The organism is Saccharicrinis aurantiacus (assembly GCF_947489045.1).
In the GTDB taxonomy this organism is placed as follows: Bacteria; Bacteroidota; Bacteroidia; order Bacteroidales; family Marinilabiliaceae; genus Saccharicrinis; species Saccharicrinis aurantiacus.
The window spans coordinates 13,350-38,954 of record NZ_CANLCN010000013.1 but is presented as its reverse complement, the minus strand read 5'-3'; the positions used below and the strand labels follow the sequence as shown (position 1 = coordinate 38,954).

The 25,605-nt window shown below is 36.6% G+C and carries 20 protein-coding genes; 8 read left to right on the top strand and 12 right to left on the bottom strand.

The features are described 5' to 3' along the window. Positions 1-2: 2 nt before the first annotated feature. The 7 genes from rsxE to QMO11_RS14755 all read right to left on the bottom strand — a co-directional run bounded on the left by rsxE (position 3) and on the right by QMO11_RS14755 (position 5,981). Positions 3-587, bottom strand: a complete 585-nt coding sequence (gene rsxE, locus QMO11_RS14785; protein ID WP_068471523.1) for an electron transport complex subunit RsxE — start codon at positions 585-587, stop codon at positions 3-5. Further along, entirely contained in the window at positions 584-1,177 is a 594-nt protein-coding gene (locus QMO11_RS14780) for an RnfABCDGE type electron transport complex subunit G (protein ID WP_282037998.1), read from the bottom strand. The genes rsxE and QMO11_RS14780 overlap by 4 nt, the downstream gene beginning before the upstream one ends. Before the next feature lie 8 nt (positions 1,178-1,185). Continuing rightward, positions 1,186-2,184 (bottom strand): RnfABCDGE type electron transport complex subunit D, encoded by a 999-nt coding sequence (locus QMO11_RS14775; RefSeq protein ID WP_068471525.1) that lies wholly within the window; start codon positions 2,182-2,184, stop codon positions 1,186-1,188. A 46-nt stretch (positions 2,185-2,230) separates the two neighbouring features. Then, positions 2,231-3,562: an electron transport complex subunit RsxC gene (gene rsxC, locus QMO11_RS14770; RefSeq protein WP_282037997.1), complete on the bottom strand. Its 1,332-nt coding sequence runs from the start codon at positions 3,560-3,562 to the stop codon at positions 2,231-2,233. Between the two features lie 2 nt (positions 3,563-3,564). Then, positions 3,565-4,512 carry a Fe-S cluster domain-containing protein gene (locus tag QMO11_RS14765; protein WP_282037996.1) on the bottom strand — a complete coding sequence of 316 codons (948 nt, stop codon included), beginning with the start codon at positions 4,510-4,512 and terminating at the stop codon, positions 3,565-3,567. Between the two features lie 12 nt (positions 4,513-4,524). Next, positions 4,525-4,956 carry a SoxR reducing system RseC family protein gene (locus QMO11_RS14760; RefSeq protein ID WP_282037995.1) on the bottom strand — a complete coding sequence of 144 codons (432 nt, stop codon included), beginning with the start codon at positions 4,954-4,956 and terminating at the stop codon, positions 4,525-4,527. 326 nt (positions 4,957-5,282) lie between these two features. Continuing rightward, positions 5,283-5,981 carry an inorganic diphosphatase gene (locus QMO11_RS14755; protein ID WP_083634261.1) on the bottom strand — a complete coding sequence of 233 codons (699 nt, stop codon included), beginning with the start codon at positions 5,979-5,981 and terminating at the stop codon, positions 5,283-5,285. Between the two features lie 111 nt (positions 5,982-6,092). On the opposite strand from QMO11_RS14755, the gene QMO11_RS14750 reads away from it, so the two are divergent. Beyond that, positions 6,093-6,752, top strand: a complete 660-nt coding sequence (locus tag QMO11_RS14750; RefSeq protein WP_282037994.1) for a B3/B4 domain-containing protein — start codon at positions 6,093-6,095, stop codon at positions 6,750-6,752. A 55-nt stretch (positions 6,753-6,807) separates the two neighbouring features. Here the strand turns inward: QMO11_RS14750 and QMO11_RS14745 are convergent, their stop codons facing one another. The 3 genes from QMO11_RS14745 to QMO11_RS14735 form a co-directional block, all read right to left on the bottom strand. Further along, the gene (locus tag QMO11_RS14745; RefSeq protein WP_282037993.1) at positions 6,808-7,431 is read right to left on the bottom strand and encodes a hypothetical protein; all 624 of its coding nucleotides are present in this window, start codon (positions 7,429-7,431) and stop codon (positions 6,808-6,810) included. 327 nt (positions 7,432-7,758) lie between these two features. Further along, complete coding sequence (locus QMO11_RS14740; RefSeq protein WP_282037992.1) at positions 7,759-8,622, bottom strand: hypothetical protein; 864 nt, start codon at positions 8,620-8,622, stop codon at positions 7,759-7,761. Positions 8,623-8,950: 328 nt separating this feature from the next. After that, positions 8,951-10,111, bottom strand: a complete 1,161-nt coding sequence (locus QMO11_RS14735) for a hypothetical protein (protein WP_282037991.1) — start codon at positions 10,109-10,111, stop codon at positions 8,951-8,953. Positions 10,112-10,368: 257 nt separating this feature from the next. On the opposite strand from QMO11_RS14735, the gene QMO11_RS14730 reads away from it, so the two are divergent. The 4 genes from QMO11_RS14730 to QMO11_RS14715 all read left to right on the top strand — a co-directional run bounded on the left by QMO11_RS14730 (position 10,369) and on the right by QMO11_RS14715 (position 18,294). Further along, the gene (locus QMO11_RS14730; protein WP_282037990.1) at positions 10,369-11,811 is read left to right on the top strand and encodes an arylsulfatase; all 1,443 of its coding nucleotides are present in this window, start codon (positions 10,369-10,371) and stop codon (positions 11,809-11,811) included. Positions 11,812-11,844: 33 nt separating this feature from the next. Beyond that, a complete protein-coding gene (locus tag QMO11_RS14725) occupies positions 11,845-14,871 on the top strand; it encodes a glycoside hydrolase family 2 TIM barrel-domain containing protein (RefSeq protein ID WP_282037989.1) in 3,027 nt (1,008 codons plus the stop codon). Positions 14,872-14,891: 20 nt separating this feature from the next. After that, positions 14,892-16,400, top strand: coding sequence for an arylsulfatase (locus QMO11_RS14720; protein ID WP_282037988.1), 1,509 nt, complete (start codon positions 14,892-14,894; stop codon positions 16,398-16,400). Between the two features lie 151 nt (positions 16,401-16,551). After that, positions 16,552-18,294, top strand: coding sequence for a T9SS type A sorting domain-containing protein (locus QMO11_RS14715; RefSeq protein WP_282037987.1), 1,743 nt, complete (start codon positions 16,552-16,554; stop codon positions 18,292-18,294). A 70-nt stretch (positions 18,295-18,364) separates the two neighbouring features. On the opposite strand, the gene QMO11_RS14710 is transcribed toward QMO11_RS14715, so the two are convergent. After that, positions 18,365-19,303 carry a glucosaminidase domain-containing protein gene (locus QMO11_RS14710; protein WP_282037986.1) on the bottom strand — a complete coding sequence of 313 codons (939 nt, stop codon included), beginning with the start codon at positions 19,301-19,303 and terminating at the stop codon, positions 18,365-18,367. 614 nt (positions 19,304-19,917) lie between these two features. Here QMO11_RS14710 and cdd point away from each other — a divergent pair. The 3 genes from cdd to QMO11_RS14695 all read left to right on the top strand — a co-directional run bounded on the left by cdd (position 19,918) and on the right by QMO11_RS14695 (position 22,722). Further along, positions 19,918-20,403, top strand: coding sequence for a cytidine deaminase (gene cdd / locus QMO11_RS14705; protein ID WP_282037985.1), 486 nt, complete (start codon positions 19,918-19,920; stop codon positions 20,401-20,403). A 329-nt stretch (positions 20,404-20,732) separates the two neighbouring features. After that, entirely contained in the window at positions 20,733-21,230 is a 498-nt protein-coding gene (locus tag QMO11_RS14700; protein WP_282037984.1) for a hypothetical protein, read from the top strand. Between the two features lie 334 nt (positions 21,231-21,564). Then, on the top strand, positions 21,565-22,722 hold the full coding sequence (locus tag QMO11_RS14695; RefSeq protein WP_282037983.1) for a LamG domain-containing protein: 1,158 nt from the start codon (positions 21,565-21,567) through the stop codon (positions 22,720-22,722). 98 nt (positions 22,723-22,820) lie between these two features. Here the strand turns inward: QMO11_RS14695 and QMO11_RS14690 are convergent, their stop codons facing one another. Further along, on the bottom strand, positions 22,821-25,415 hold the full coding sequence (locus QMO11_RS14690) for a VPS10 domain-containing protein (RefSeq protein WP_282037982.1): 2,595 nt from the start codon (positions 25,413-25,415) through the stop codon (positions 22,821-22,823). Positions 25,416-25,605 lie beyond the last annotated feature (190 nt).

Here is a 25,605-nt window from a genome sequence, read left to right as displayed (position 1 = left end):
TACTAGGCTTTTTTAAGTTTGTCGATAATAGCAATAAGGTAGGCTAGGGCAATAAATGCACCTGGAGCCAAAACAAATACCAACATACCGTATTGCTCAGGGAACACTACCATGTCGAATATTTTACCGCTTCCTAAAAATTCTCTAACACTACCTAGCATAGTTAATGCCATGGCAAAACCAAGTCCCATTCCTAAACCATCAATCATTGATGAAAGAGGGTTGTTTTTAGAGGCAAAAGCTTCTGCTCTTCCTAATACAACACAGTTTACCACGATAAGTGGAATAAACAATCCTAACGATTCGAATAAAGAGGGTAGGTAAGCCTGCATTAATAATTCAACCACCGTTACAAACGAGGCAATAATTACAATAAAAGCAGGAATACGAACCTTATCCGGAATCATATCTTTAACTAACGAAACTACAATGTTACTCATCACCAACACAAATGTGGTGGCCAAGCCCATACCCAAACCATTAATGGCAGAAGAGGTTACTCCCAGTGTAGGACACATCCCCAGTAGTAGGGTGAATACGGCATTTTCCTTAAAAAATCCCTTTAAAAAGTTTTCTTTCTGATTCATTTCTGGCCTCCTTCCTTAGTGTATGTATTGTAGGCAATTGTTATGGCATCTAAAAATGCTCTTGAACTGATGGTTGCTGCTGTAATAGCATCAACATCACCGCCATCTTTTGAAACGGTTAAGTTATCAGCACCGGGGTTTTTACCTAATACCGATTGACTTGGTTTCTCAGTTGAATTAAACCACTCTTGCATTTTAGATCCTAAACCTGGTGTTTCTTTGTGTTCTAAAACTGAATAGTTAATGATAGAGCCATCAGGCTTTAAGCCAACCATTAATTTTATTTCTCCACTAAAGCCTTTCATTGTCTTGCTTGAGATAGCAACTCCTAAAAGCTCACTTCCTTTTTTACAAGGAAAAACTTCAAGTTGATAGCCTTCGGCAGAGGTTAATTCGTAAGCTTCATCGGTTGGGTTATTGTCAAACCCGGGTACCACACTTTCTATAGCCGCTTTTTGCTTAGCAAGCTTTGCTGTAGCAATTGGCTCTTTGGTAACTTTGTAAACCATTCCTAAAGTACCTCCCGCAATAAGGGTGATAATTAGCAAGGCAAGCACCATATTTATTAAATTTGATTCTGTTTTTGCCATGATTTACTTTATTTCTTTTTAGCTACTTCGCCAAAACGTTTTGGCTTAATGTATTTATCAATTAACGGAACAAATGCATTCATGATAAGAATAGCAAACGAGATTCCTTCAGGATAAGCACCAAATACACGAATGGCAACAGTGATAACTCCAATACCAATACCGAAAATAATACCTCCTTTGTTACTCATAGGAGAACTCGCATAATCGGTAGCCATAAATACGGCTCCTAAAAATAAACCTCCCGATAGGATGTGGAACATTGGCGGCGCGTACATCATTGGATCAATCCAATGTAGTATGCCTGCAAAGGCAAACACAGAACCTAATACGGCTACAGGTATATGCCAAGTGATGATTTTACGGAAAAGCATAAATGCCAAACCAATAAGAATGGCAATACCTGCCATTTCACCAGCACTACCACCCTGAAGTCCGAGGAACATATCACGATAGCTAGGTATTTGACCCAATACATCGGTTGGTAACTCGCCATTGGCTAAGGCTTCTTTCATTACTGAAAGTGGCGTAGCGCCTGTTTGAACATCAGTATAACTTAAGAAGGTATTCTTAATAGTTGGCCACGATGTCATTTGAACCGGGAAGGAGATGAGTAAGAATACTCGACCTACCAATGCGGGGTTAAATGGGTTATTACCCAAGCCACCAAACGACATCTTTCCAATTCCGATGGCCACTAAAGCACCAATAACAATAATCCAAATAGGAAGATTACTAGGGATATTAAATGCCAAAAGCATTCCTGTGATAATTGCAGAACCATCCCAAATGGTAGTTTCTTGTTTTAATAGAAACTTTTGAATGAGATGCTCAAAAAGCAAACAGGCAGCAATTGCAGTAGCTGTTACCACCAAAGCACCTAATCCAAAATTGTAAATGGATATGGCCAATGTTGGAAGCAATGCTATAATTACGCCGTACATATTCTTTTTCACGCTATCGCCACTATGGATGTGTGGTGATGGTGAAACGGTAAATGTATTCATATTATAATATTTTTATATTCTAAATAAATAGATCTGGATGCACCAGTTATTTTGTTCTACTTCTCATTATTTGTCCAACTTTTCCTTTTCCTAATCGGATGTAATCCAATAGTGGTCGGGTTGAAGGACAAGTGTAGCTGCATGAACCACATTCGATACAATCCATTATCTGTTCCTCTTCAGCTCTATCCCAAATGGCTTTTTGCGATACCGTCATTAATAAATAAGGCTCTAATCCCATTGGGCAAACTGAGATACATTTACTACACTTAATACAAGGTTGCATTTTCTCGCGTTTGGCTTCTTGGCCTTTCACGATTAAAATACCAGAACTACCTTTGGTAATAGGCGCATCTGTTGATACTATGGCTTTACCCATCATTGGGCCACCGCCAATTACCTTTTCAGTATCTGCAGGTAAACCGCCAGCTTGATCAATTAATTGACTGATTGGCGTTCCTACGCGTGCTAAAAAGTTTGATGGTTTAGAAACTGATTTTCCGGTAACTGTAACAATACGTTCAAACAATGGCTTGTTTTTTTGTACTGCCTCATATACCGCAAATGTGGTTCCTACGTTTTGAACAACTGCACCAACTTCTATAGGCAATTTTCCTGAAGGAATCTGACGTTTGATGCAGGCATCAATCAGTTGTTTTTCTCCCCCTTGAGGATATTGAACTTTTAAAGCTTCAATTTGAATACCAGGGTATTTACTCGCTAAGTTTGTTAAATGATCAATGGCATCCTTCTTATTGTTTTCAATGCCAATAACAGCTCTATCCACTTTAAGTGCAGCCATTAAAATTGAAGTACCAACCATAATTTCTTCACCCTTTTCCATCATTAACTGATGGTCAGATGTAAGGTAAGGTTCGCATTCTACAGCATTTAGTATCAATACATCGCAAGTTTTTCCGGTAGGAACTGATAGTTTAACGTGAGCAGGAAATGTTGCTCCTCCTAAACCTACAATTCCGCAATCGGCAATTCTTTTCACAATGTCTTGCGGTGCCATATTGATTTCAGTAACCAAGTCGCTTGAGCGATCAATGCTCTCTTCCCATTCATCACCTTCTACATTAATGATGATGGATTCTTTTTTAAGACCACTGGCATCTGCTACTTTATCAATTTTAAATACAGTACCTGATACAGGAGAGTGAATATTTGCCGATACAAAACCGGCTGCTTTAGCCAATAATGTACCCACTTTAACAGTATCTCCTTTTTTTACCACAGCGGCAGCCGGAGCGCCAATGTGTTGTCCAACAGGAATGGTTACCTGCGAAGGAATCGGCATAGATTCAATTTTTTGACCTGCCGAGAATTTGTTTTCCGGAGGATGAATACCTCCCAATGAAAATGTTTTTAACACGTCTATTCCTCCTTATTTTTTGATTCCACTGATGGATTATTTTCTTTCTTAGTTGCTTCAGCCTTTGGTGCTGCCGTTTTGGGAGCATCACCTGCAGGAGCTACTGGTTTTTTAACAGCAACGGGCTTTACCTTCTTTGGTGGAAAGTTGATCTCGTGAATGGCATTTGTAGGACAAACGCTTACGCACTTTCTGCATAATTTACATTTGCTGTAATCGATGTATGCCAAGTTGTTTTCAACTGTAATGGCCTCAAACGGACATTCTTTCTGACATTTTTTACATCCGATACAAGCAGCAGAACAAGCTTTCTTTGCAGCGCCACCTTTGTCTTGGTTAATACACGATACAAAAATACGACGACCTTTAGGCCCTTTTTTGCGAAGTTCGATAATGTTTTTCGGACAAGCATCCACACAAGCACCACAGGCAACACAATTGTCGTTAATGGTAGGTAAGCCTGTTTTAGGATCCATTTCCATGGCATCAAAATTACAAGCATCCACACAATCACCTTCTCCTAAACAGCCAAATGAACAACCCGTGTCTCCACCATAAAGTGAAGCAGAAACTGCACAAGAGCCAGCTCCATCATAGTTGTTTGTTTTTGGTCGGTTATCGCAAGTACCATGGCAACGAACAACAGCAATCATCGGATCAGAAGCCGCAACTTCTTTGCCAAGGATGCTGGCAGCTGCATTCATAGTTTCAGCACCACCAACCGGGCAATTAAGAGAAGAGATGTCATCGCTTTTAACCATTGCTTCAGCAAAAGCTCTACATCCCGGAAAACCGCAACCGCCACAATTTGCAGCAGGAAGCACCTCCTCAACCTGATCAATTCTTGGATCTTCAATCACTTTAAACTTCTGTGCTACAAAGTAGAGCACAACAGCTGCAAGCGTACCTAGAATACCTAAGGTTAAAATGGTAATTATTACAATATTCATTTGATTATATATTTATTCAATGATTTGTTTTAAAGTAAATACAAACGATTTTTGAAGACGGGGCGAGAGGTGTTTAATGATTAAAAAGTAAGGAATAAGGATAGCTAGTGAAGCAATTCCGCTAATGGCTTCGTTATTAGTTAGGGCGTAACTAACAAATAGTGTTATCGAAACCAATATAAAAGGTAAGATGTAAGCAATGAATGCAGCCTTTAGGCCTAAAGACTGTTGACCTTGTATAATCACATTATTCCCTTTTTTTACACTTTTAATATCTAAAGGGTATACGTCAATTATTTTTTCTTGCATATCCGAAGCATTACAAGCTCCTTTAGCATGACACGAAGCACAAGCTGATTCATGCACAATACGAACCTTAATAATTTTGCTCAGCACTTCTTCAACTACTCCGCTATGTTCAACTACCTTATTTTGCGAGCCCATTTTCACTTTTGATTTGCTAACAAAAGTAAGGATTACAGGCTTACTGCAAAGGGACTTACGTTATTTGTAATTGTTATAAATAAATAAAAGTGTAATGTGGAGATTGCAATTATCTGATAGATAGTGTAATCTGAAGATTACAATTGTGTTTTTAAACTGAAATGTTTTTTTCTACACTGATAATGGTGTGTGAATAATTAGTGTTAAGGATTGATTGTATGTGTTTTATAAAGAAATTTTTCTTTATTTCGACTAGGCAAAAAAGCGGTGTTTTAGTGCTCACTTATAGTGATTTATATGCCTAGTCGGAAGTTTAGTATGCTAATTTATATTTTTAGATAATTCTCAAAAATTGAAATTAAGGGTTCAGTACCAGGAAGGACAATATCGGCACCTGCATTTTTTAGTACTTCGGGTTTTAGAATGCCTGTATTGACTGCAATTGTAAAAATATCCGCAGCTTTTGATGCTTTTACTCCAAGCGGAGCATTTTCTACAACCAAGCATTGTGAAGCTTTAAAACCTGACCCTGCAACTGCTTTTAAATATGGTTCGGGGTGCGGTTTTCCGTTTATAACATCTTTAGCAGAGATGATATGGGCAGGATCCATGCCAAAATCGGCACCTAACTTATTTAAAAGGGTAGGCTGCTTTGATCCGGTTACTACCCAAACAGCTAATCCTTCTTTTCTTAATAAAGGCAATAGTTTATCCATGCCAGGGCAAAATACAGGTGTTGGTAATTGGCTCATATATTTTACCTTATCCTGATAAACCGCTTCTGCTTCATCAGCACTGGCATCTCTATTTAAGTGTTTCTTTATAACTTCTTGAATGGTGTGATGTCCAGGTTTCCCTTCATATAAATAAGCATCATAGGCAGGAAAATCAATTCCTATATTTTTAAAACATGCAGTCCACGATTTTTCATGATTCTTCATGGAGTCGTATAAAACGCCATCCATATCAAAAATTATGCACTTTAAATTTTCAGGAATTTGTGATGATATATCTGCTGCACTCATATTGTAGTTGTTGTTTAGTTGGTAAAGTTATCTTTTTTCACCAAAACCTATCATTGTGTTTAAAAAAGACTTTATTTTGTTTGTATTAATTTTATGTAAATTAAAATATATATGACTCAAATTACTATTGATCCCGACTTGTTAGCTGTACTTCCTAATATCCGTTTTGGTTGTATCGAAGCAGAAATTACTGTTGATACAGATTATCCAGCTTTGAAAAAACTTTTAAATGATAAAATTAGTGAACTAGAGAATATACTAACAGCTGAAATTATAAGGGAAAAAGATACAGTAAAAGCAACTAAAAATGCCTACAGGTTATTGGGGAAAGACCCCAATCGATACCGACCTGCTGCCGAAGCTTTAATGCGCAGAATTGCCAATAAAAAGGGCTTGTACGCGATCTCAAATGTTGTGGACGTATTAAATTTGGTTTCTATTGAAACTGGTTTTTCAATTTGTGGTTACGATAAAAGTAAAATACAAGGTGATATTTCATTCGGAAAAGGCAAAGAAGGTGAGCCATATGAGGGCATCGGTAGGGGGCATTTGAATATTGAAAACTTGCCCGTGTTCAGAGATGAGTTGGGAGCGTTTGGTACGCCAACTAGTGACTCGGTTAGAACAATGATTGACGACAAGACTAAAGAGGTTCTTTTTATTTTTGTTGATTTTGGTGCTTCAGCATTATTGAAAGAATCATTGGAGAACTGCATGGAGCTATTATGCAAATATGCCCAAGCTACTGGGGTGAAAAGCAAAATCGTTTAACTTATGGAGTAATTTGCCATACAGTGAATAAATGGTGTAGACTTTAGTATTGTTTTTATTCAATTTTAAACCTTATGGTATCAATATATTCAGTAGATGCGAATTGATATTTTAATTCGTATTCATATTCTTTTCTTACTAATCCATATCTAATTTGAATGATGTAATTAGGGAGCATCATTCTATAATATTCATGATTTAAGTTACTTATAAGTGTATTGGAAGTATACTTTTCGTTATCTTCAGGGTAATACACATCAAAAGAAACACTATCCTTTATAGATGAAGTAGTATACACCTCACTCAGTACCGACTGTCCTACTATAGATCTGTTAGTTGCAATATCGGTTATGGTTATTCTACTTGTCAATTCCTCACAGCCAAGGTCTCCGTGTTCCACAATACAATCAGAGCTAATTATTCCATAGTTTGAAGTATTAAATTGACCTATTATCCTAAAATTGTCAATATCGGTATATTTAATAGCTGTTCTTTTTATATAGTTTTCTTTGTTCCCATCAATCTTATATAATAATGCGGGGTAGTTTTCTAAATCCTTTACTTCAAAGTGCCCAGATAGCTTCTCAGAACAAACATGTGGGTCTTCTATTTCGCATGCTATAAAAGAGAAGCAAAGTAAAAAAGAGAAAAACAAACCAATTATTTTTTGAGTCTTCATAACTAGGGTTTATGGATACTTATAATGAAATATCAATTATTATTTAGAGTGCATTATCGATTCTGGTGCAATAACAACATATATTATAAGTGTAAAGATAGTAGCACAAGTTTTACTTAACGAATAAGGATTTAATTATTAGATAAATTGTCCTTGTAGTATTATGAATGGTATTGATATATGTGTTGGACGAAGAAAATTTAATTATACCCTGTGAGAAAAGCAATGGTGAATGTACAATTACTTTTGGATAAGGAGCTGAATAATATAGCAATGGCTTCAATAAACGAATTATTAAAGCCATTTTGTTTTGAATCTATATCGTTATTAGAGTGTAGCCATTTCAACAAGTTCAGGGCTGTATACTGCTTGTAATTCAAAATGTGCATCAGCAATTATCTCATCGCCTACTTTTGCATATGCGATAAGCTTAACAGAATCATTTGGAAGGCGTCTATCAATTTTCCCTTCAAATGTTACATGCTCACCTGTAAATGCAAGTCGGTATGCGTTAATAATTACCTCCTTGCTTAATATTTTAGTCAAATGAGGATTATGATACTTGAATAATGGCATACATAACTCCCCAAACAAACCACCAATAATTGCAACGGGTAAGGCTGGGAAATCTTTAAAATGCCCCTCGCAGTCACAAGGCTCAACTTTACTATATGTTCCTACTATACATTCATCTTTTATATCAATATTAGTAAGTTGTTTTCTATTAATATAAGGACTAACAAGTTTGTATTTTGGATTGTCTACTTTATGTTTCGAGTATAACTTTGAAAAAACAGGCTGACTAATTGCTTGATATTCTACCGTTCCGGCAAATAGTAATTCATTTTCATCATCTCTTATTTCACCATAAATCCGAGCAGTTCTTTTTTTAGCAATTAATGTTTTGGCCTTTAGGTGAAAGAATTTAGAGTGGTTTGTACTATTGGATTTACGCTTTAAGTCTGCGTGTATTGCCAAATAATAGTGTTTATCTTTGTGTCCAAAGCTCTTCGCTACTGCCATAGAGCCTAATATGGCAATGTGTCTTCCAAACTCAGAACACCCCATTGAACCTGCTTCTAGTTCAAGTGAATATTCATTTTGTACTTTGGCTGTTACTGTTTCGTTTGGACTAAAATTAACATTCTCTAGAATGTTGTACGGTTCTTCAACCATGATTAAATCATTCATAGTTTAATAGTTTTGATTAAAAAATATATTTCTATTGGGCGGTAAAACTTATGAAGGGGGCTAAGGTTTTACACGTTTACACGCAAGTTAGTTTATAATTTTATAGGGCGCAAGTTATTTTTATGTTAAAGTGACATTAAATTTTTTAGGGTTGTTTTATTTGGTACAATCACTTTGTACAATGGATAGCTAGATAAATATGAGTTAAGAAAGATATCTATAATATCAAACTTATTAAATATAATGAGTTCAGCTAAGAATTTTTTGAGCGTATCAGAATGATAGTGAAATTTCTATAACGAGTGTAAGTTTAGAGAAATAGAGTTGCTTACAATAATTCAATTTCTATTAATTCGCAACTTAATTCAGTTCTTCCAATACCATCAACTTTGAATAGTGCATTAAAATATGTTTTCGTATTAGGTAGTTCTTTGTAAAAGCTTTTTAGCCATGCTTTATTGGTGAAGTTTTTAACTGCTGCCATAACACCAATATCATTATTCCCCGCAAAATAGATGATATCTAGTCCTGAGTTACCCATTTTATTAAATGATACCATCACATGATCTTCGCGAGAGTTCTTTACGTGCATGTTTCTAATTTTTGATCCTGTTTTTTTTAGAATGATGTCTTTACCATCATAACTAAAAACTTTAGAATTGTTTAAAAACATCGTGCTAAAAAAATCCATTGTTCTGAACGGACCAATATAAACCACATTATTTCGGGTAATAATATCTGGCGATATTTCTGATTCCATTACCACCGATAGTTTTTTGTTATGGTTGGTAAACCATTGCGATAATCGAGCTGTGGAAACAGGTCCCATTTTGGTAACAAAGCTAAAAGGGGCTTTCGTTAAGCCTTCTCTATCCGGATTATCACTTTTTAATAAGTTATCAAAGTCCTTGTTTGAGTTTACCTCATTTAAATATTGAGTTGAGCGTTTTCCATTGGGAGTTTTTCCAATCACCATAAAATGATCGCCAACACAACACGATGTGGCTTCTTTATCAAAGAATGGAGTCCAACAATATGTTTCTTCAAAATATTTTTCTGTCTTAGGGTATATTAAAGCAATTAGGGCTATTGCTAACGCTATAATAATATAGTAAGGCAATTTCGTGTTTTTTGCCGAATTTGATTTTTCATTGGTATTTTGTTCCTCTATAGAGAGGTTGTATTGCCCCTTTTTTACAATAAATTTTATCTTGGCTTTAGCGCCATCGGTTCTATAGTATTCCTCAAGCTTCTTTCTTAAGTTATACATGTACACACGTACTTTTCCATCGTAGGATATTGAGTTATCCTTATCGCCAAATAATTCAATCTCAAGAATCGACTCTTTTACATGCACTTGTTTTAAATATGAATCGACTAAAAAGCTAAGAATGCGATAGTTTCTTTCAGAGTTTCCGAATATCGAACTTTGTTTTAGTTGAGCAAGTGCATCGTTAATATTTTTAATCTGTTCTTCTGAGAAATTCATGTGCAAGTATTTGATGTTCCAAATATAATCAGATTTACTTTTCTTACGAATATTTGAGTAAAAATGACCGATTAATTACACTAATAGATACACTCATATCTCGTAAGGGTACATTTTATAAGGCTTTTTGTTAAGTGTCTCATATATAATAATTAGAACTCGTTAACTGACCGTTTTTAACGGGTTAAACAGCTCCATCTTAAATTGTCTATAGCTATATTTGATTGAATCATAAAAGTTAAACCATTAATAAACATATGAAACACATTATTGTATTTGTATTCGCTTTACTATTTGTAGTAAATGCAACAGCAAAAAAGAAACAGGATAAGCCTAATATTATTTACATTTTGGCAGATGATATGGGCTTTGGAGATTTGAGTTGTAATGGACAAGAGAAATTTACTACGCCTAATCTTGATAAGTTAGCAGCTCAAGGAATGAGTTTCACAGAGCACTATACAGGTTCTGCAGTTTGTGCACCCTCGCGATCAACTTTAATGACAGGGCAACATACCGGTCATACACCAATACGAAACAATAAAGAGTTGGTGGGGCAAGAAGGCCAGTATCCGATGCCTGCATCTACTGTTACTGTTGCCGATGTATTAAAAAAAGCAGGTTACACCACAGGAGCATTTGGTAAGTGGGGTTTGGGTTTTATTGGCTCTGAAGGTGACGCCATAAACCAAGGTTTCGATTTGTTTTTTGGTTATAATTGTCAGCGAATGGCACATCGTTATTATCCACCTTATTTATGGCGAAATGATGAAAAAGTTATGATGCCAGGTAATGATTGGACAAACACAGTGACTTATGCTCCTGATGTAATTCAGGAAGAGACATTAAAGTTTATTGAAGATAATAAGGATAAACCGTTTTATGCTTACGTTCCTTTAATTCAACCTCACGCAGAATTATTAGTGCCAAATGATTCTATATTGCAAAAATTCTTAGGTAAATATCCAGAAGACAAACCTTACGTAAAACACAATTACTTATCAGATTACGGTCCTGATATTGTACAACATAAATACTGTTCTCAAGAGTATCCCAGAGCAGTGTTTGCCTCAATGATTTATCGTTTAGATGTTTATGTTGGTCAGATAATGGCTAAGGTTGAGGAACTTGGCATAGCCGATAATACAATTATCATGTTTGCCAGTGATAATGGCCCTCACGATGCAGGTGGAGCAGATCCTGAGTACTTTAACAGTAATGGTCCGTATAAAGGTATTAAACGTGATTTATATGAAGGTGGAGTTCGTACTCCATTTTTGGTACGATGGCCGAATAAAATTAAGCCAGGTTCAACTTCAGATCATATTTCTGCTTTTTGGGATTTCTTGCCAACCTGTGCTGAGATTGCTGGTGTAACAGTGGATAGTCAAATTGATGGTATTTCGTTTTTACCCACTTTAACTGGTAAAGGAAAACAAAAAGAACATGAGTATTTGTACTGGGAGTTTTCTATAAAATCTGGTCGTCAGGCAGTTCGAATGGGAAAATGGAAGGCTGTAATTTATGATATAGCCAATAAAAAGAAGCCGGGTAAACTAAAGCTTTACAATTTAGATGTTGATATTGCTGAGGAGAACAATGTGGTAAATCAGTATCCTGAAATTGCTGCTAAAATGCGCAGTATAATGAAAAAGGAACATACGCCAAGTGAGGTTTATCCAATGCAAATTATAGATTAATTATTTAGGCGATTATTGATATAAGTTTTAAGAATGAGATACAAAATAGTATTCGTGGCCATGCTAATGGTATGGTCTGTTCAAGCGCAACGTGTTAGTTTTAATTCCGATTGGAAATTTAAATTAGGCGACCAAACTGGTGCTGATGTTGAGAATTTTAATGATGCGGATTGGCGCATACTAAATGTTCCACACGATTGGAGTATTGAAGGGGAGTATAGTGAGGATGCGCCAATGGGAGGACAATGCGGTTATTTACCTGCTGGAATTGGCTGGTATCGTAAAACCATTACAGTTCCTAATTCGTGGAAAGGTAAACATGTAGAAATTGCCTTTGATGGTGTATTTATGAATAGTGAGGTGTGGGCTAATGGTCGTAAACTAGGTTTTCGTCCTTACGGATGGATTTCCTTTGCCTATGATATCTCGCCTGAAGTAGAAACGGGAAACACCATTACATTTGCCGTAAGAGTTGACAATGATAAGCAGCCATCAGCACGCTGGTATACTGGAAGTGGTATTTATGCAAATACATGGATTGATGTTCACAATACAGTTTATATCCCTAATAATGGTACTTATGTGCGCACCAATAAAAACACATTAAGTATTGATACCGAGATTAAGAATACTTTAGCTAAAGATGCCAAAGCAAAACTCAGCACTGTAATTCTTAATCCTGCTGGTGAGGAAGTGGCTCGTTTATCAGAAAATGTAAAAGCAAGTTCGCAAAATAGTACAAGTATTGCTCAGGTAATAGAGTTGAATGAAACCAAACGTTGGTCAATTGAAACCCCAAATTTATATACTGCCGTTAGTAAATTAATTATTAATAAGGAAGTTGTTGATGTTAACGAAACTCGTTTTGGGTTTAGAGATATTGAATGGATTCCGGAAACGGGAATGTGGATTGATGGTGTAAATATTAAAATGCAAGGGATTTGTAATCATCAAGATGCAGGGGCTTTAGGAGCTGCTGTTCCAGATAAGATATTACGTTTTCGTATTCAGCAGTTAAAGGATATGGGCGTAAATACCATGCGTACAGCACATAATCCACAAACACCACAGTTTTACGATATGTGCGATGAAATGGGCATGCTTGTGATGGATGAGATTTTTGATGGTTGGATGAAAAAGGCTGCCAACGATTATGGAGCACATTCATTTGATGATTGGTGGCAGCGTGATGTGGCAGATTGGATTATTCGCGACCGCAATCATCCAAGTATTGTTATTTATAGTGTGGGTAACGAAACACGTGGCGAGGTTGGAGCCGATTTGGTTGCGCAATGTCATCAATATGATGATACACGACCTGTAACTTCCGGACATTCCAGCTCTGAATATATGGATGTGTTAGGTGTAAATGGGCACAGTGAAAAAATGGGTTGGTTTGAAGAAATGGAACGCGATCGTGTTTTCATCGGAACAGAAAATACCCATACTTGGCAGGTTCGTGGTTATTACCGTACACGTACATGGTATCGAGATGGTTATCCTAATAAACGTCAAAAACCGTATTGGTATCCCGATTTAACGGAAGAAGAAGTGTTTACCTACGATTGGACTAATGCTGCGGGTAAAAAGAACTTTAAGCAGATTTTTAATTCAAGCTATGATAATGCAATGGTGCGATTAAACTCTCGCCAAAATATGCAGCAGTTGCGCGATATTCCAAATTATGCAGGTTCGTTTCGTTGGACTGGTCATGATTACATTGGCGAGGCAAGTTATGTGCATGGAGGCTGGCCTTTTAAATCATTCATGGGTGGTGCTATTGATATGGCAAATTTTGAAAAGGATTTGTACTATTTGTACCAAAGCCAGTGGACTACAAAACCAATGGTGCATATTCTTCCACATTGGACGCACCCAACAGTAAAAGAGGGCACTGAAATTCCTGTTTGGATATACTCTAATTGCGATGAGGTAGAACTGTTTTTAAATGGCCAGTCATTAGGAAAGATGAAACCAGGCCTAAATTGGGACGAAATGCAATGTCAGTATATGGTTCCTTATACTCCCGGAGAACTAAACGTGTTCGCTTATAAAAACGGTAAGTTGGTTGCCAATAAGATGATTCATACGGCAAATGCTCCATCAAAAATAAGTTTATCCATTGATGGAGAACCTATGTCTAAATTGGGTGATGATATGGTTCAGGTGCGTGTTACAACAACCGATGCTAAAGGTCAGTTTTATCCATACGGAGAAAATAGAACTTATTTTAAAGTGTTAGGATCTGGTAAAATTAGAGCTTTAGATAACGGAAGTCCGATAGATGTAGAAAAGCATTTTGAAGCGACTAATCGTATCGCCTTCTTTGGTTTAACACGCGCATATATTGAGTCTGTTGGCGATGGAAATGTTGCTTTATTTGCAGCATCAATATTAGGAGAAAAAAAGCAAGTAAGTTCAAATATGGTTAGTATCGATACACAACTTATCAACTTGCGAGGTAAAAAGCCATCCACTTACGTGGAGATTTTTTATACTACCGATGGAAGTACTCCAAGCAAGAAATCACAAGCTTATACATTGCCTTTTGAGGTAGCTTTAGGAACCACAGTTAAAGCCTTAGTAATAGTAAATGGCGAAGCCTTAGAAATTTTAGAAGAACGATTTGCTATGGATGAAGGTTTTGTTTGGGATTCAGTAGCATCGGCCCAAAACCCGGGTGGCGATCAAGCTGAGGATGCAACTTATTATATGGCAACTCTCGATACCGCAGGTAAAGGATATAACGGAAAAGGTTATTTGTACTTTACACGTAACAAAGGAAGTTGGGTTGAGTGGTATCAGGAGAATGATGGAAGCCACGGAGAATTCAAACTTAAAATACGTTACAGCGCTTTTGATAAAATTAGAGATACTTACAAAGTAGAATTAAAGGTGAATGATCAGGTGCAAACAATAGAATTACCAGCCACTAAAACTTACAAAAAAGCTTGGGAGGTATATGAAGTAAATGTACAAATGCAAAGTGGTGCCAACACCATTCGTTTGAAAGCATTAGAAGACGACGGACTTTGTATTGATGAATTAGTAGTAGAATAAATCCGATAATGAATAATTATATGAAGAAAATAAAATGGAGTGCAGCAATCTTAATAGGTTTAGGTTTGTTTGCATCATGTGTATCTAAACCTGCGCAAAAGAAAGTAGAACAGAAACCAAATATCATATACTTTTTAGTTGATGATATGGGTTATGGCGATTTAGGTTGCTATGGTCAAACAAAGTTTGAAACTCCCAACTTAGATAAGTTAGCTGCCGAAGGAATTAAATTTACGCAGCATTATTGTGGTACTGCAGTTTGTGCTCCATCGCGCTCATCACTATTAACAGGCCAGCATACTGGGCATACCTACATTAGAGGAAATAAAGAGTTGTTTAATGAAGCCGGTGATGCCATAGAAGGGCAAGCTCCTCTTACCGCAGAAAATATAACCATTGCTGAAGTTCTAAAATCAGCAGGTTACGCAACAGGTTGTTTTGGTAAATGGGGATTAGGAGTGCCAGGGAGCGAAGGTGATCCTTTAAACCAGGGGTTTGATGAATTTTTAGGAGCTAACTGTCAGCGTATGGCACATTCATTTTATCCACCTTACCTTTGGCATAATGATGAAAAATTGATGCTCGAAGGTAACGATTGGACACAAAAGAAAACCTATGCTGCTGACGTTATGCAAAATGGCGCATTAAACTTTATCAAAGAAAATAAGGATAAACCATTTTTTGCTTATGTGGCCTGCACTTTACCACATGCTGAATTAATATCTCCTAAAGATTCTATTTGGGCTATGTTTGATGGTAAATATGCCGATGATGAAGTTCCTTACGACCTGAGTACAAATCCGAATTACACAATGGATTATGGACCAGGAAAAGCGGAGGCATACTGGAAATATTGTTCGCAAGAACAGCCTTTGGCAACCTATGCATCAATGGTATATCGCATGGATGCCTATATGGGACAAATTATGGAGCAACTTGAGGATTTGGGTATTGACGAGAATACAATCATCATGTTTGCTAGCGATAATGGCCCGCATACCGAAGGGGGAGCTGTACCTGCATTCTTCAATAGTTATGGCCCGCTACGTGGCGTGAAACGCGATTTATATGAAGGAGGCATCCGTACAGCATTTATTACACGTTGGCCTGCAAAAATACCTGCAGGTTCTGTATCCGATCATATTTCTGCCTTTTGGGATGTAATGCCAACATTAGCCGATGCTGCTGGTATTGAGCTAGAAGCTGAAGGAGATGGGATTTCATTTTTACCAACATTATTAGGTAATACAGATCAGCAAAAAAAACACGACCATATGTATTGGGAATTGAATGTTGCAGGCGGCAGAGTTGCAGCGCGTTGGAATAATTGGAAAGGTGTAGTATATAAAGTAGAGAAGGCTAAGAATCCAACCTTCGAATTATATGATTTATCTACCGATTTAGGCGAAACAAACAACGTAGCAGCCAATCATCCTGATGTGGTAAAACATTTAAAAGAAATTATTATGAAAGAACATATGCATTCTGAATTATTTCCATTTGAAGTGGCTCGTATAAATAATAATTAATAGTCTGTTTTTTCGTATTAAGCACTGATTTTAAGGGCATCCAATAGGGTGCCCTTTTTGTATGTATCCATACGAACTTTTGCTTAATCCCTAAACACACAATAAATTATAATAAATAGCTTTTTTGTAAGCAAATTATAATATATCACACATGAAAAAAATCTACACTTTAATTACTTTTTCACTTTGCTTGAGTGGAATCTGGGCGCAGGATGAGGCCGACTTTTATACAGATTATATTGATTTAGCAGTATCAAAAAATCTGGTGACGGATTATGGAGCTAATGGAAACGATGAACTTGACGATAGCCAAGCTTTAAAAACTGCCATTTCAGAATTAACACAGCTCGAAAACGGCGGAAGAATATACATACCAGCTGGTACCTATTACCTCACCAAAATTTATTTAGATAATAATATCCATATCGAAATTGATAAAGATGCTATTATTAAACCTACTCAAGATGAGTGGGTGGGAGTAGACCCTGATGACTATAAAAACTACACCATCTTTTATTTTACTTACAAAAATTACGATTTTAAAAATGCAAGTATCAGATGTAAACAGGCTGACGAAAAATATACCGTTGATTTACGCGATGCTTTAAATACAAGGGTGCGTGTATTTCAACTAAACAGCGTAGATAATTTTTATATTGCTGATGTTAATATTTACGATAAATTAACCCGATTTTCTTCAATAACAACTGGTACTGAGGTGCACAACGGAATGCCTGATAATTGGTATTCATCGCGCAATGGCATAGTAAAAGATATTAATGTGTATGGAGCTGCCTATGGTTATGGCTTGGTTCAGTCGCAAGCTCTTAATAATACTTTATTTAAAAACTTATGGGGCGAAGGCGGTGTAACTTTGCGTTTAGAAACCGGTTATTCTCAAATGAATATTCAACAAATAGGCGGCAATTTTAATATTGTTGCCGATAATATTTATTGCGAAAATGGGAATGCATCGCTAATGGTATCTCCTCACGAAACACATAATGGTATAGTTTCGGCTTCAAATATCGAATCAGTAAATTGTGGTTTTGCTGTTCGTATGTCATCTGGTTACACGCGTTACGATACTATTAATGTAGGACCCGGAAAGTACGAAGATGTTTATATCGAAAATGTAAAAGCAAGCTATGGTTCTACAGCTCAAGTAAAATCTAAGCACTTTAAATACATGCCTTGCGAGTTACGAGGTTTAATAAATGAGGACATAGGCCCCGATGGCGAAAGTTATATAGCTCCTGCTATTTCTTGTGTTGTAAATACCGCTTCTGATATAGTAGAAGGGCAGTTGACCTATCCTAACGAAATTGTTAATACAGAATCAATTGGTTTCGAGTATCAATCAAAGGATATTGTTACTGGCGAAGATGTTGAAGAAGGGTGTCCGGATACTTATTACATTACCTATAATGCCGATGGTGGATCACATACAAATCCACCAAGTTATAATTCTGCTGATGATGACTTGGTTTTATTAGATGCCGAAAAGCAAGGATATATTTTTAAAGGCTGGTACGATAATGCGAACTTTACCGATGACCAAATTACTGTAATTGAACATGGCTCGGCAGGAGATTTTAACCTATGGGCTAAATTTACAATCGGAACAGCTGTTGATGATATAGATTCCCACCTTACTTCAGTATACCCTAATCCGTTTAACGATAAAATCAATATCGAGTTAGAAGCGCAACATGGCTATAATCACCTACAATTAATTAGTATTTCAGGTAAAATAGTAAGTCAGCAGCCTATTGCAGCCAACCAAACTAAAGTATCGTTTATTCTAAATAATAATTCAATTACCAGCGGAATATACTTTATTAAGTTTATAGGTAATCACACTACTTTCACAACACAAGTAGTGAAACAATAACAGCATTAATAAAAATAACAAAGGGCGAAGGAAGTTAATCCAATCGCCCTTTTTGCTTCTATAATATAGGTTATTTCTTTTTCTTCTTTCTTAAATTAATAACCGTTCCATCCTTAGGCTGAGCACCATCTTCTAAACGGTTTAGCTTGTAAATAGATTTCAGTTTAATACCATACTTTTGCGAAATATATTCCAATGTTTCGCCATTTTTTAATTTATGCGTACTATGTGATTGGTGGGCTTTGCGCTTTTTCGGACTTAAATAAAGGTACTTATGATCCTGTATAGATTCCCCTTTACTTAAATCATTGTAACTATAAATTTCCCACTCCTTAAGTCCAAACTCATTGCAAATATCAATAAAGCTATCACCATCCTTAACCCTAATATACCTTACGCCATTGTTACGCTCAATAGTATGGTTATTAAAAGCATCCACTGTAAAGTTATCCGTATTTGAACCGCCAGAACTAGTAGCCTTCGCTTTGTATTTTTTATCATCGAGTTTATGCAAATTATAATCCTCAATAATTTTAATTAATCGGTGCGCATACTTAGGGTCAGTTGCGTATCCGGCCTTTTTTAAACCGTGCGCCCAACCCTTATAGTCGGTAGTTTTTAAAGTAAACAAAGAGGCATAGCGTTGCTTTCCTGTTAAAAATTCCGAGTGATCAATGTACGAATCGTACACTTTCGCATATTTTCTAAAGCACTCTCCTTTGGCATCATCATCATGATACACTTTTTTGCCCTTCCAATCACTGTGGCACTTAATTCCAAAGTGGTTGTTCGATTTTCGTGCTAAAGTAGAATTACCGTTGCCCGATTCTAATATTCCCTGAGCCATAGTAATACTTGCCGGAATTCCCGTTCTTTTCATTTCCTTAACTGCCAAGTCCGAGTACTTTTTTATGTAATCAGGCGTGCTGTATCTCTCCTGCGCCGCAGATAAATTACAAAGCAATGTGCCAACAAAAAGTAAAATTGAAAACCGAATTTTATGCTGCATTAATTTTCTGTTTTAGGGTTTGTTTCCTTATTTCTATTGCAATAACGTTAACAAACTAATATTAATTATGTGAGTGCAGCAAATATAAAAAAAGATTCAGTTTTATGGTTCTCATTTTAAAAAGCCATTGACATTATATTTAAAGCCATTAAAATATGGGGCTTACCCTGCGGGTCGCGTCATTCGCTATATCTTTGCTTCGCCATAATGGGCTCACAAAGGATGCCACTACTACCGCTAAGCCAGCCGGGTTCGAGTTGATGCCCTAACTCGAAACTTCTTATTTATATCAATCATTTGATGATGTTTTTGCTATAATTATCCAATCTCATGTCAATAAAGTTAATCTCACACTAGAAATCATCAATCTCACACATGAGATTGCAAATATAGTGCGTGAGATTAACCATACTACCTGTGAGATAGATATAAACTATCGTGAGATTAGCTACCCGATACGTGAGATCGACTTTGGGAGCGTGAGATTTACCATTTCTTGCGTGAGATTGGGTTCCCTTTGCGTGAGATTGACTTTTTTGGCGTGATATTAGTGTAACAATTAATAATGCTATTAAAACTAATATGCTGTATCTAATAATTTGTAATTTTACCACATGAAGAAGATAGAAATAGTTACCAGTTTGATTGAAGTAGACGATATAAATGAGCTTACCCCGCAAGATCAAGAACTCATAATAAGTGCCCGCGAAGCATGCCATAATGCCTATGCACCATACTCAAAATTTAGTGTTGGAGCTGCCGTTCGTTTGGCAAACGGAAAAGTAATTACAGGCAATAATCAAGAGAATGCTGCCTACCCATCAGGTTTGTGTGCTGAACGTACTGCCATTTTTTGGGCCAACTCTCAGTTTCCTGATATTGCTGTTGAAACCATTGCCATTAGTGTTTTAAATAACGGAAAGCCTGTTGCCAACCCAATAGCACCTTGTGGTGCGTGCCGCCAAGTAATGCTCGAAACTGAAAATAGGTTTGAAACACCACTACGAGTAATTATGGATAGTGAAAGCAAAATAATAGTATCAAAAAATACAGTTGGCCTTTTACCACTCTCTTTTTCAGCGCAAGATCTTGAAATATAAATGTTTTTTGCTAAAACAGATTGGATTCAAAATGAAGTTGTTTAAAGTTGTCTGGAAATTTCGAGAGTGACATATTGGTTTTCAGTGACAAGGCTCAATTTTTCTTGCATAGCCTTAGCTACGGAATAAAAATTAGCTGAAGTCAATAAAATCAAGATGTTACTCGCAGTTTTTCAGCACGACTTTAAACAACTTCAATGCGTTAAATCAGAAAAAAAGAATTGTATTACCATAAAAAAATAGCATTATAAAAATGACTTTGTAATATCAATGTTGTAATTTATAGATGAAAATAAATTCTTGTATTTCATCTAAATTACATGTGTGTTATGCTTCGTTTACTTGTAACTACCTCCCTTCTAACTATTTTCTCGATGCTTACTTTTGCTCAGCAGAGTAATAGTGATGTTAGTAATAATAATTTGCCCGTTAAACCTGAACCCATTGTAGTTTACGATGGAATTATTGTACCCTCTGGCATTGCTGAAATTTTATTGAGCACCGTATATCAATATAAAATTGATGATGTTACAATACTTGAAGATTCTATTTACGATTGTACAGGCAAGTTAACAAACCTGGGGATAGTTCGGATTCATTCCATCGCATCTGAGAATTTAGCAGCAAAAAAGATCATGTCCTTAACTAAGAATTGGTTATTTACCAATCCATTAACCAATTTAGAAATTAATAAAACACCTGTAGCATGGGACGAAAGGACTTATTTACGACTTATATCCTTGGGTGAGGAAGATGTAATATCTGCAAAAATAAAGATGAAAAATGGAGATAGTTGTGATGCTACTTTAAAATTGAGGGTAAAATAACTTAGGTTAGATTATTGATGCCCTATAAACTCTAAAATATATTAGAGATAACTACATTCTGTTAATACTATTGTAAGCGAGAATAAGAGTTTTCTGTATCCTACACCTATTGCCACTTCTGCCAAAATCGGTTTTCAATATTAATACAGTGTGTGTTTGATGCATTCCCTAAAAATGTATCCTATATAATAGAATGTACATATTAAAACTGTACAGTTTCAAAACAAAAACATAAATATCCCATGTAAGAAGCTTAAAATGCCACTCATAAATATTTCATATTATTTACTTCTTGCTATCACAAACAAGAAATAAAATAATTGATAAAATAGATATGAAAAAACAAATTCTTATATGTGCCATTGGAGCACTACTTTTTTCGTGTGGGAGTGGTAAGGATGCCAGTAAAGGTAAAACTTCAAAAATGGATGAGATTGCTACTATGCCTTTACCAACAAATTTACAGGATGTCAAATGGGAATTTCAGGGCGATGTGTCTGATGATTTCAACTACAAATTTGCACCTACCAATGCCAAAACTATTTTTGGTGAAAATAAGTGGGTAAATTTTTACCATAGTAAGTGGGATGGACCAGGTACCACCTATTGGAAATATAATCACGCATCGGTTGATGGAAGTGAGCTTATTATTAAAGCATCTCGTTGGAATAAAGATAAGCAGTTTGAACCTGTATATACAAAAGGTGTAAAAATGGATAAGCCCGAAGGTGGCGTAAATGCAGGTTGTATTAGTTCTGTTGGCAAAGTAGTATATCCTGTATATATTGAGTCGAAGTCCAGCGTAGCCAACATCGTTTTAGCATCAGATGTTTGGTTGTTAAGCCCGGATGCCACACAAGAAATAGACATTATGGAGTGCTATGGTGGTGCTGAGCACGGTAATGCTTATTTTGCGAAATCTATACATGTAAGCCACCATTCATTTATTCGCAAACCATTTACCGATTATCAACCACGAGACATGGGTGCTTGGTATCAGCGCGAAGGAGTAAAAGCATGGGGCGAGTATTGTTGGAATGATGGCGATCGGAAATATGTACGAACCGGTGTGTATTGGAAAAGTCCTGTTCATTTTGAACATTATATTGATGGAGAGTTGTATCGTGTTTTATACGATAAATCGATAGCTACAAAACGAAATGGGAAGTGGGAGTATGGTTATCCAACAATGACAGATGGGAAGTTAGACGTGAAAAACGGAAAACAGAAAATTACCAATTTCAGTACGCTTGATCATTATTCTTTTGCAGAGTTAGAAAAGGCCAATGCTGTTTCATCAGTTAGTATTATTGATCCTTACGAATATCAGGGAGGAAAAGGCTATACTAAAGAATTAAATATTATAGTGAATCTGGAGTCGCAAGATTGGCATGTAAAAGCGGGAAGAACGCCTTCGGACGAAGATTTATTAAACCCAGATAGAAATACCATGAAGGTAGATTGGATTAGAGTATTTAAACCAGTGCAATAAAACTATTCGCGTTTAATTTATTAGAAGTTTTTTTTGTAAAATAAGAACGAGGCAAGGTATAAACCCATGCCTCGTTTTTTAGTAATTAGTTTATTTTATTATTTCTCGCTCCATCCTTTTTTTGTTCCTTTTAGGTAGCCGATTGACCAACCGCTTCCCTTTAGTGCACACCAAAATACATCTTCACGATACGGATCGGGTTTAAAATCTACTATAGTATTAGGTTGACCAAGGTTGTGGTTTATTTTATTCCAACTTTTGCCACCATCTAATGATACGTAGTTCCCTGGATTTATTGGGCAAGCGCCTTTTTTCTCATGAGGCATAGCTACACAAACGGTAATGATATCCGGATTAACCGGAGAAGTTTCAACTTGCCAAATATATGGCATATCAAATATCTTATTCCACGATTTCCCCTTGTTGTTGCTTCGCCAAACACCACCTTCTTCAAGCAATCCTGTTTGGGTTCCACAGGCCAAAAATATATCATTAGTATTTCTATCGATAAAAACATTATTTACCGATTTTATTTGAGCTGGTATTTTAAGTGCTTGCCATGAATTGGCTTTGTCGGTGCTAATGAATAAACCTCCTGGCTCACCATTTTTTCCTTCATTAACTGCAGCATATAAGGTTGAAGTGTTTTTAGGATCCATTACAATGCGATGTACACTGCAATTATTGGGTAAACCTGTATTTGCTAATGCCCAAGTGAAACCTCCATCGGTACTTTTCATTACGCCAAATTTGTTAAAACCTTTGGGGGCTCGTTGCGAACTAACCTCAGTAATGGCATTGCGCATTACAACAAAATAGATGTTATCCGGATTCTCAGGATCTATGGTAAGTGAGTACTGAAAAATATGCTGCATCGAATAATTACTATCATGCTCCAAAGGTTTAGCAATATCTTCCCATGTTTTACCTCCATCCATTGATCTTCTAAATGCTCCTCTATGGTCCTGACGAAACATCAGCATATAAATAATATCAGGGTTGTTAGGATGTACGGCTACCGACGAAATAGAAGTAGCTCCTTTATGATTTACTTGTCCTTCGATTTGAGTTACGGCAACAGCCTTTTTATCGGCAAATTTGCCAAGAGGAGCCGATTGCCACAATCCATGTTCGCCGCTGCAAAAGAAGTAACGATCTTTGATACCCGTTTCTGTAAGGATAAATCTTCCGGGAAGGTTACTGCCACCACGACCTACCCATGCATTGCTGCCCGGTTCCGTTTCGTAATCATCAATCTGATTCCACGAATCGCCACCATTGTTGGTGCGCATAACTTGTTGTTCTAAGCAAATAATAACATCGCCCTTGGCATTAATTTGCATAAAGCGATTTCCAAAGGTTTCTTCACGTTCATTCTGTTCTTTTTGCAAGTGTGCGTAATAGGTATTGGGTTTAGTTGGGTTGTTGCGCGATTGCCAATATGCATTATCTTTTCCTTTGCTCCAATATCTTCCTGTGCGGGCACATGCAATCCAAGTTTTGCCGCCATCGTTAGTTTTCCAAACATCGCCCGGTAAAAAGGCTTTATCGTGTTTGGTATTGTGCGAAATATAAATTTCATCCTTATTTAAAGGGTTAACAACAATGCGATTCAGAACATTGTATACTTCGGTGCTATATTCAGGATAAAGTTTTTTTGCCTCCTTATCATTTTTCAGCCCAAGCCAATGTGCTATCGACCTCCAGTATTTTTGGCGGCCTCCGTAAGAGCTTATTTTATTCATGTCAACCGCCAGGTTACCCGAGATGTTTTTCCAAGTTTTACCATGGTCGGTACTACTATACACTCCGCCAGTACACTTTATGGTTTTACCTTCGGGAGTAAAGCTAGTTTGCTCTACCAAATACAATACAAAATCTTTGGTTTTAGCATTGTAATACGAAGTTAAATCGCGAGGTGTGTTATTGGGCAAACCCTTTCCGCCCAAAGTCCAACTTAAACCACCATCTTTACTAAGGTAGATGCCCGAATTGGCTGCCATAATAATGTTTTTAGGCTTAGTTGGGTCTACAATTATTTTGGCAACATCCAAGGTTTCGGGTAATCCCTTTTTAATTTTCTTCCATGTTTTACCTTTGTTGGTACTCTTGTAAATATGTCCGTATTGAGCATATTTATACTGATACCCTTTGGCAGGATCATCTAAACTAGCTTTAGTGCGGTGATTGGATTTTACATTCCAAAAATCACCAGCTCCCATGTACCAAATATTATCATTGGTAGGATCTACCGCTAACTCAGAATGACGCCCTTTACCTTCAAATGGCATCACTTCCCATGAGCGGCCTTGGTTGTTTGATTGGTATAAAATGCCACGTACATCAATGGCTAGTCCAAAATTTGGATCTTGATGCGAAAATGTAATGGATTGCACCCGTCGCATATCCACCCCAGTGCCATCAACATCTTTTATGGTATGCCACGATTTACCATTATCCCATGTACCATAAGTATTATACATATCGGGCGACATAAACATTACATCGGTATTGGTAGGATGGCACCAAAACTCTTCGCAATAACCCGACATTCCTGGCCCAAACTGAGTCCATTCTACTAGGTCGGTTGATTCTATTTGTTCACTTTGTAGTTTTCTGAAATACTTTTTATCAAGTTGTGCGTGGGCAACAATTGAAAAGGTCAGTGCTATAAGCAGTAGTAATTTCTTCATATAAATATTATAAGTGTAAATACAGTTTAGTTGACACGATGATCTATTGTCTGCAACTAAACTAGTATTTATCAAACTTAAAAGTCGGGTATAAATAGAGTTTAAACCCGAGGAGTTTTATACAGCACTAGCCATTGTGAGTTGATAATTATTGATGAATACACAATGTGAAACCAATAATTATAGATGA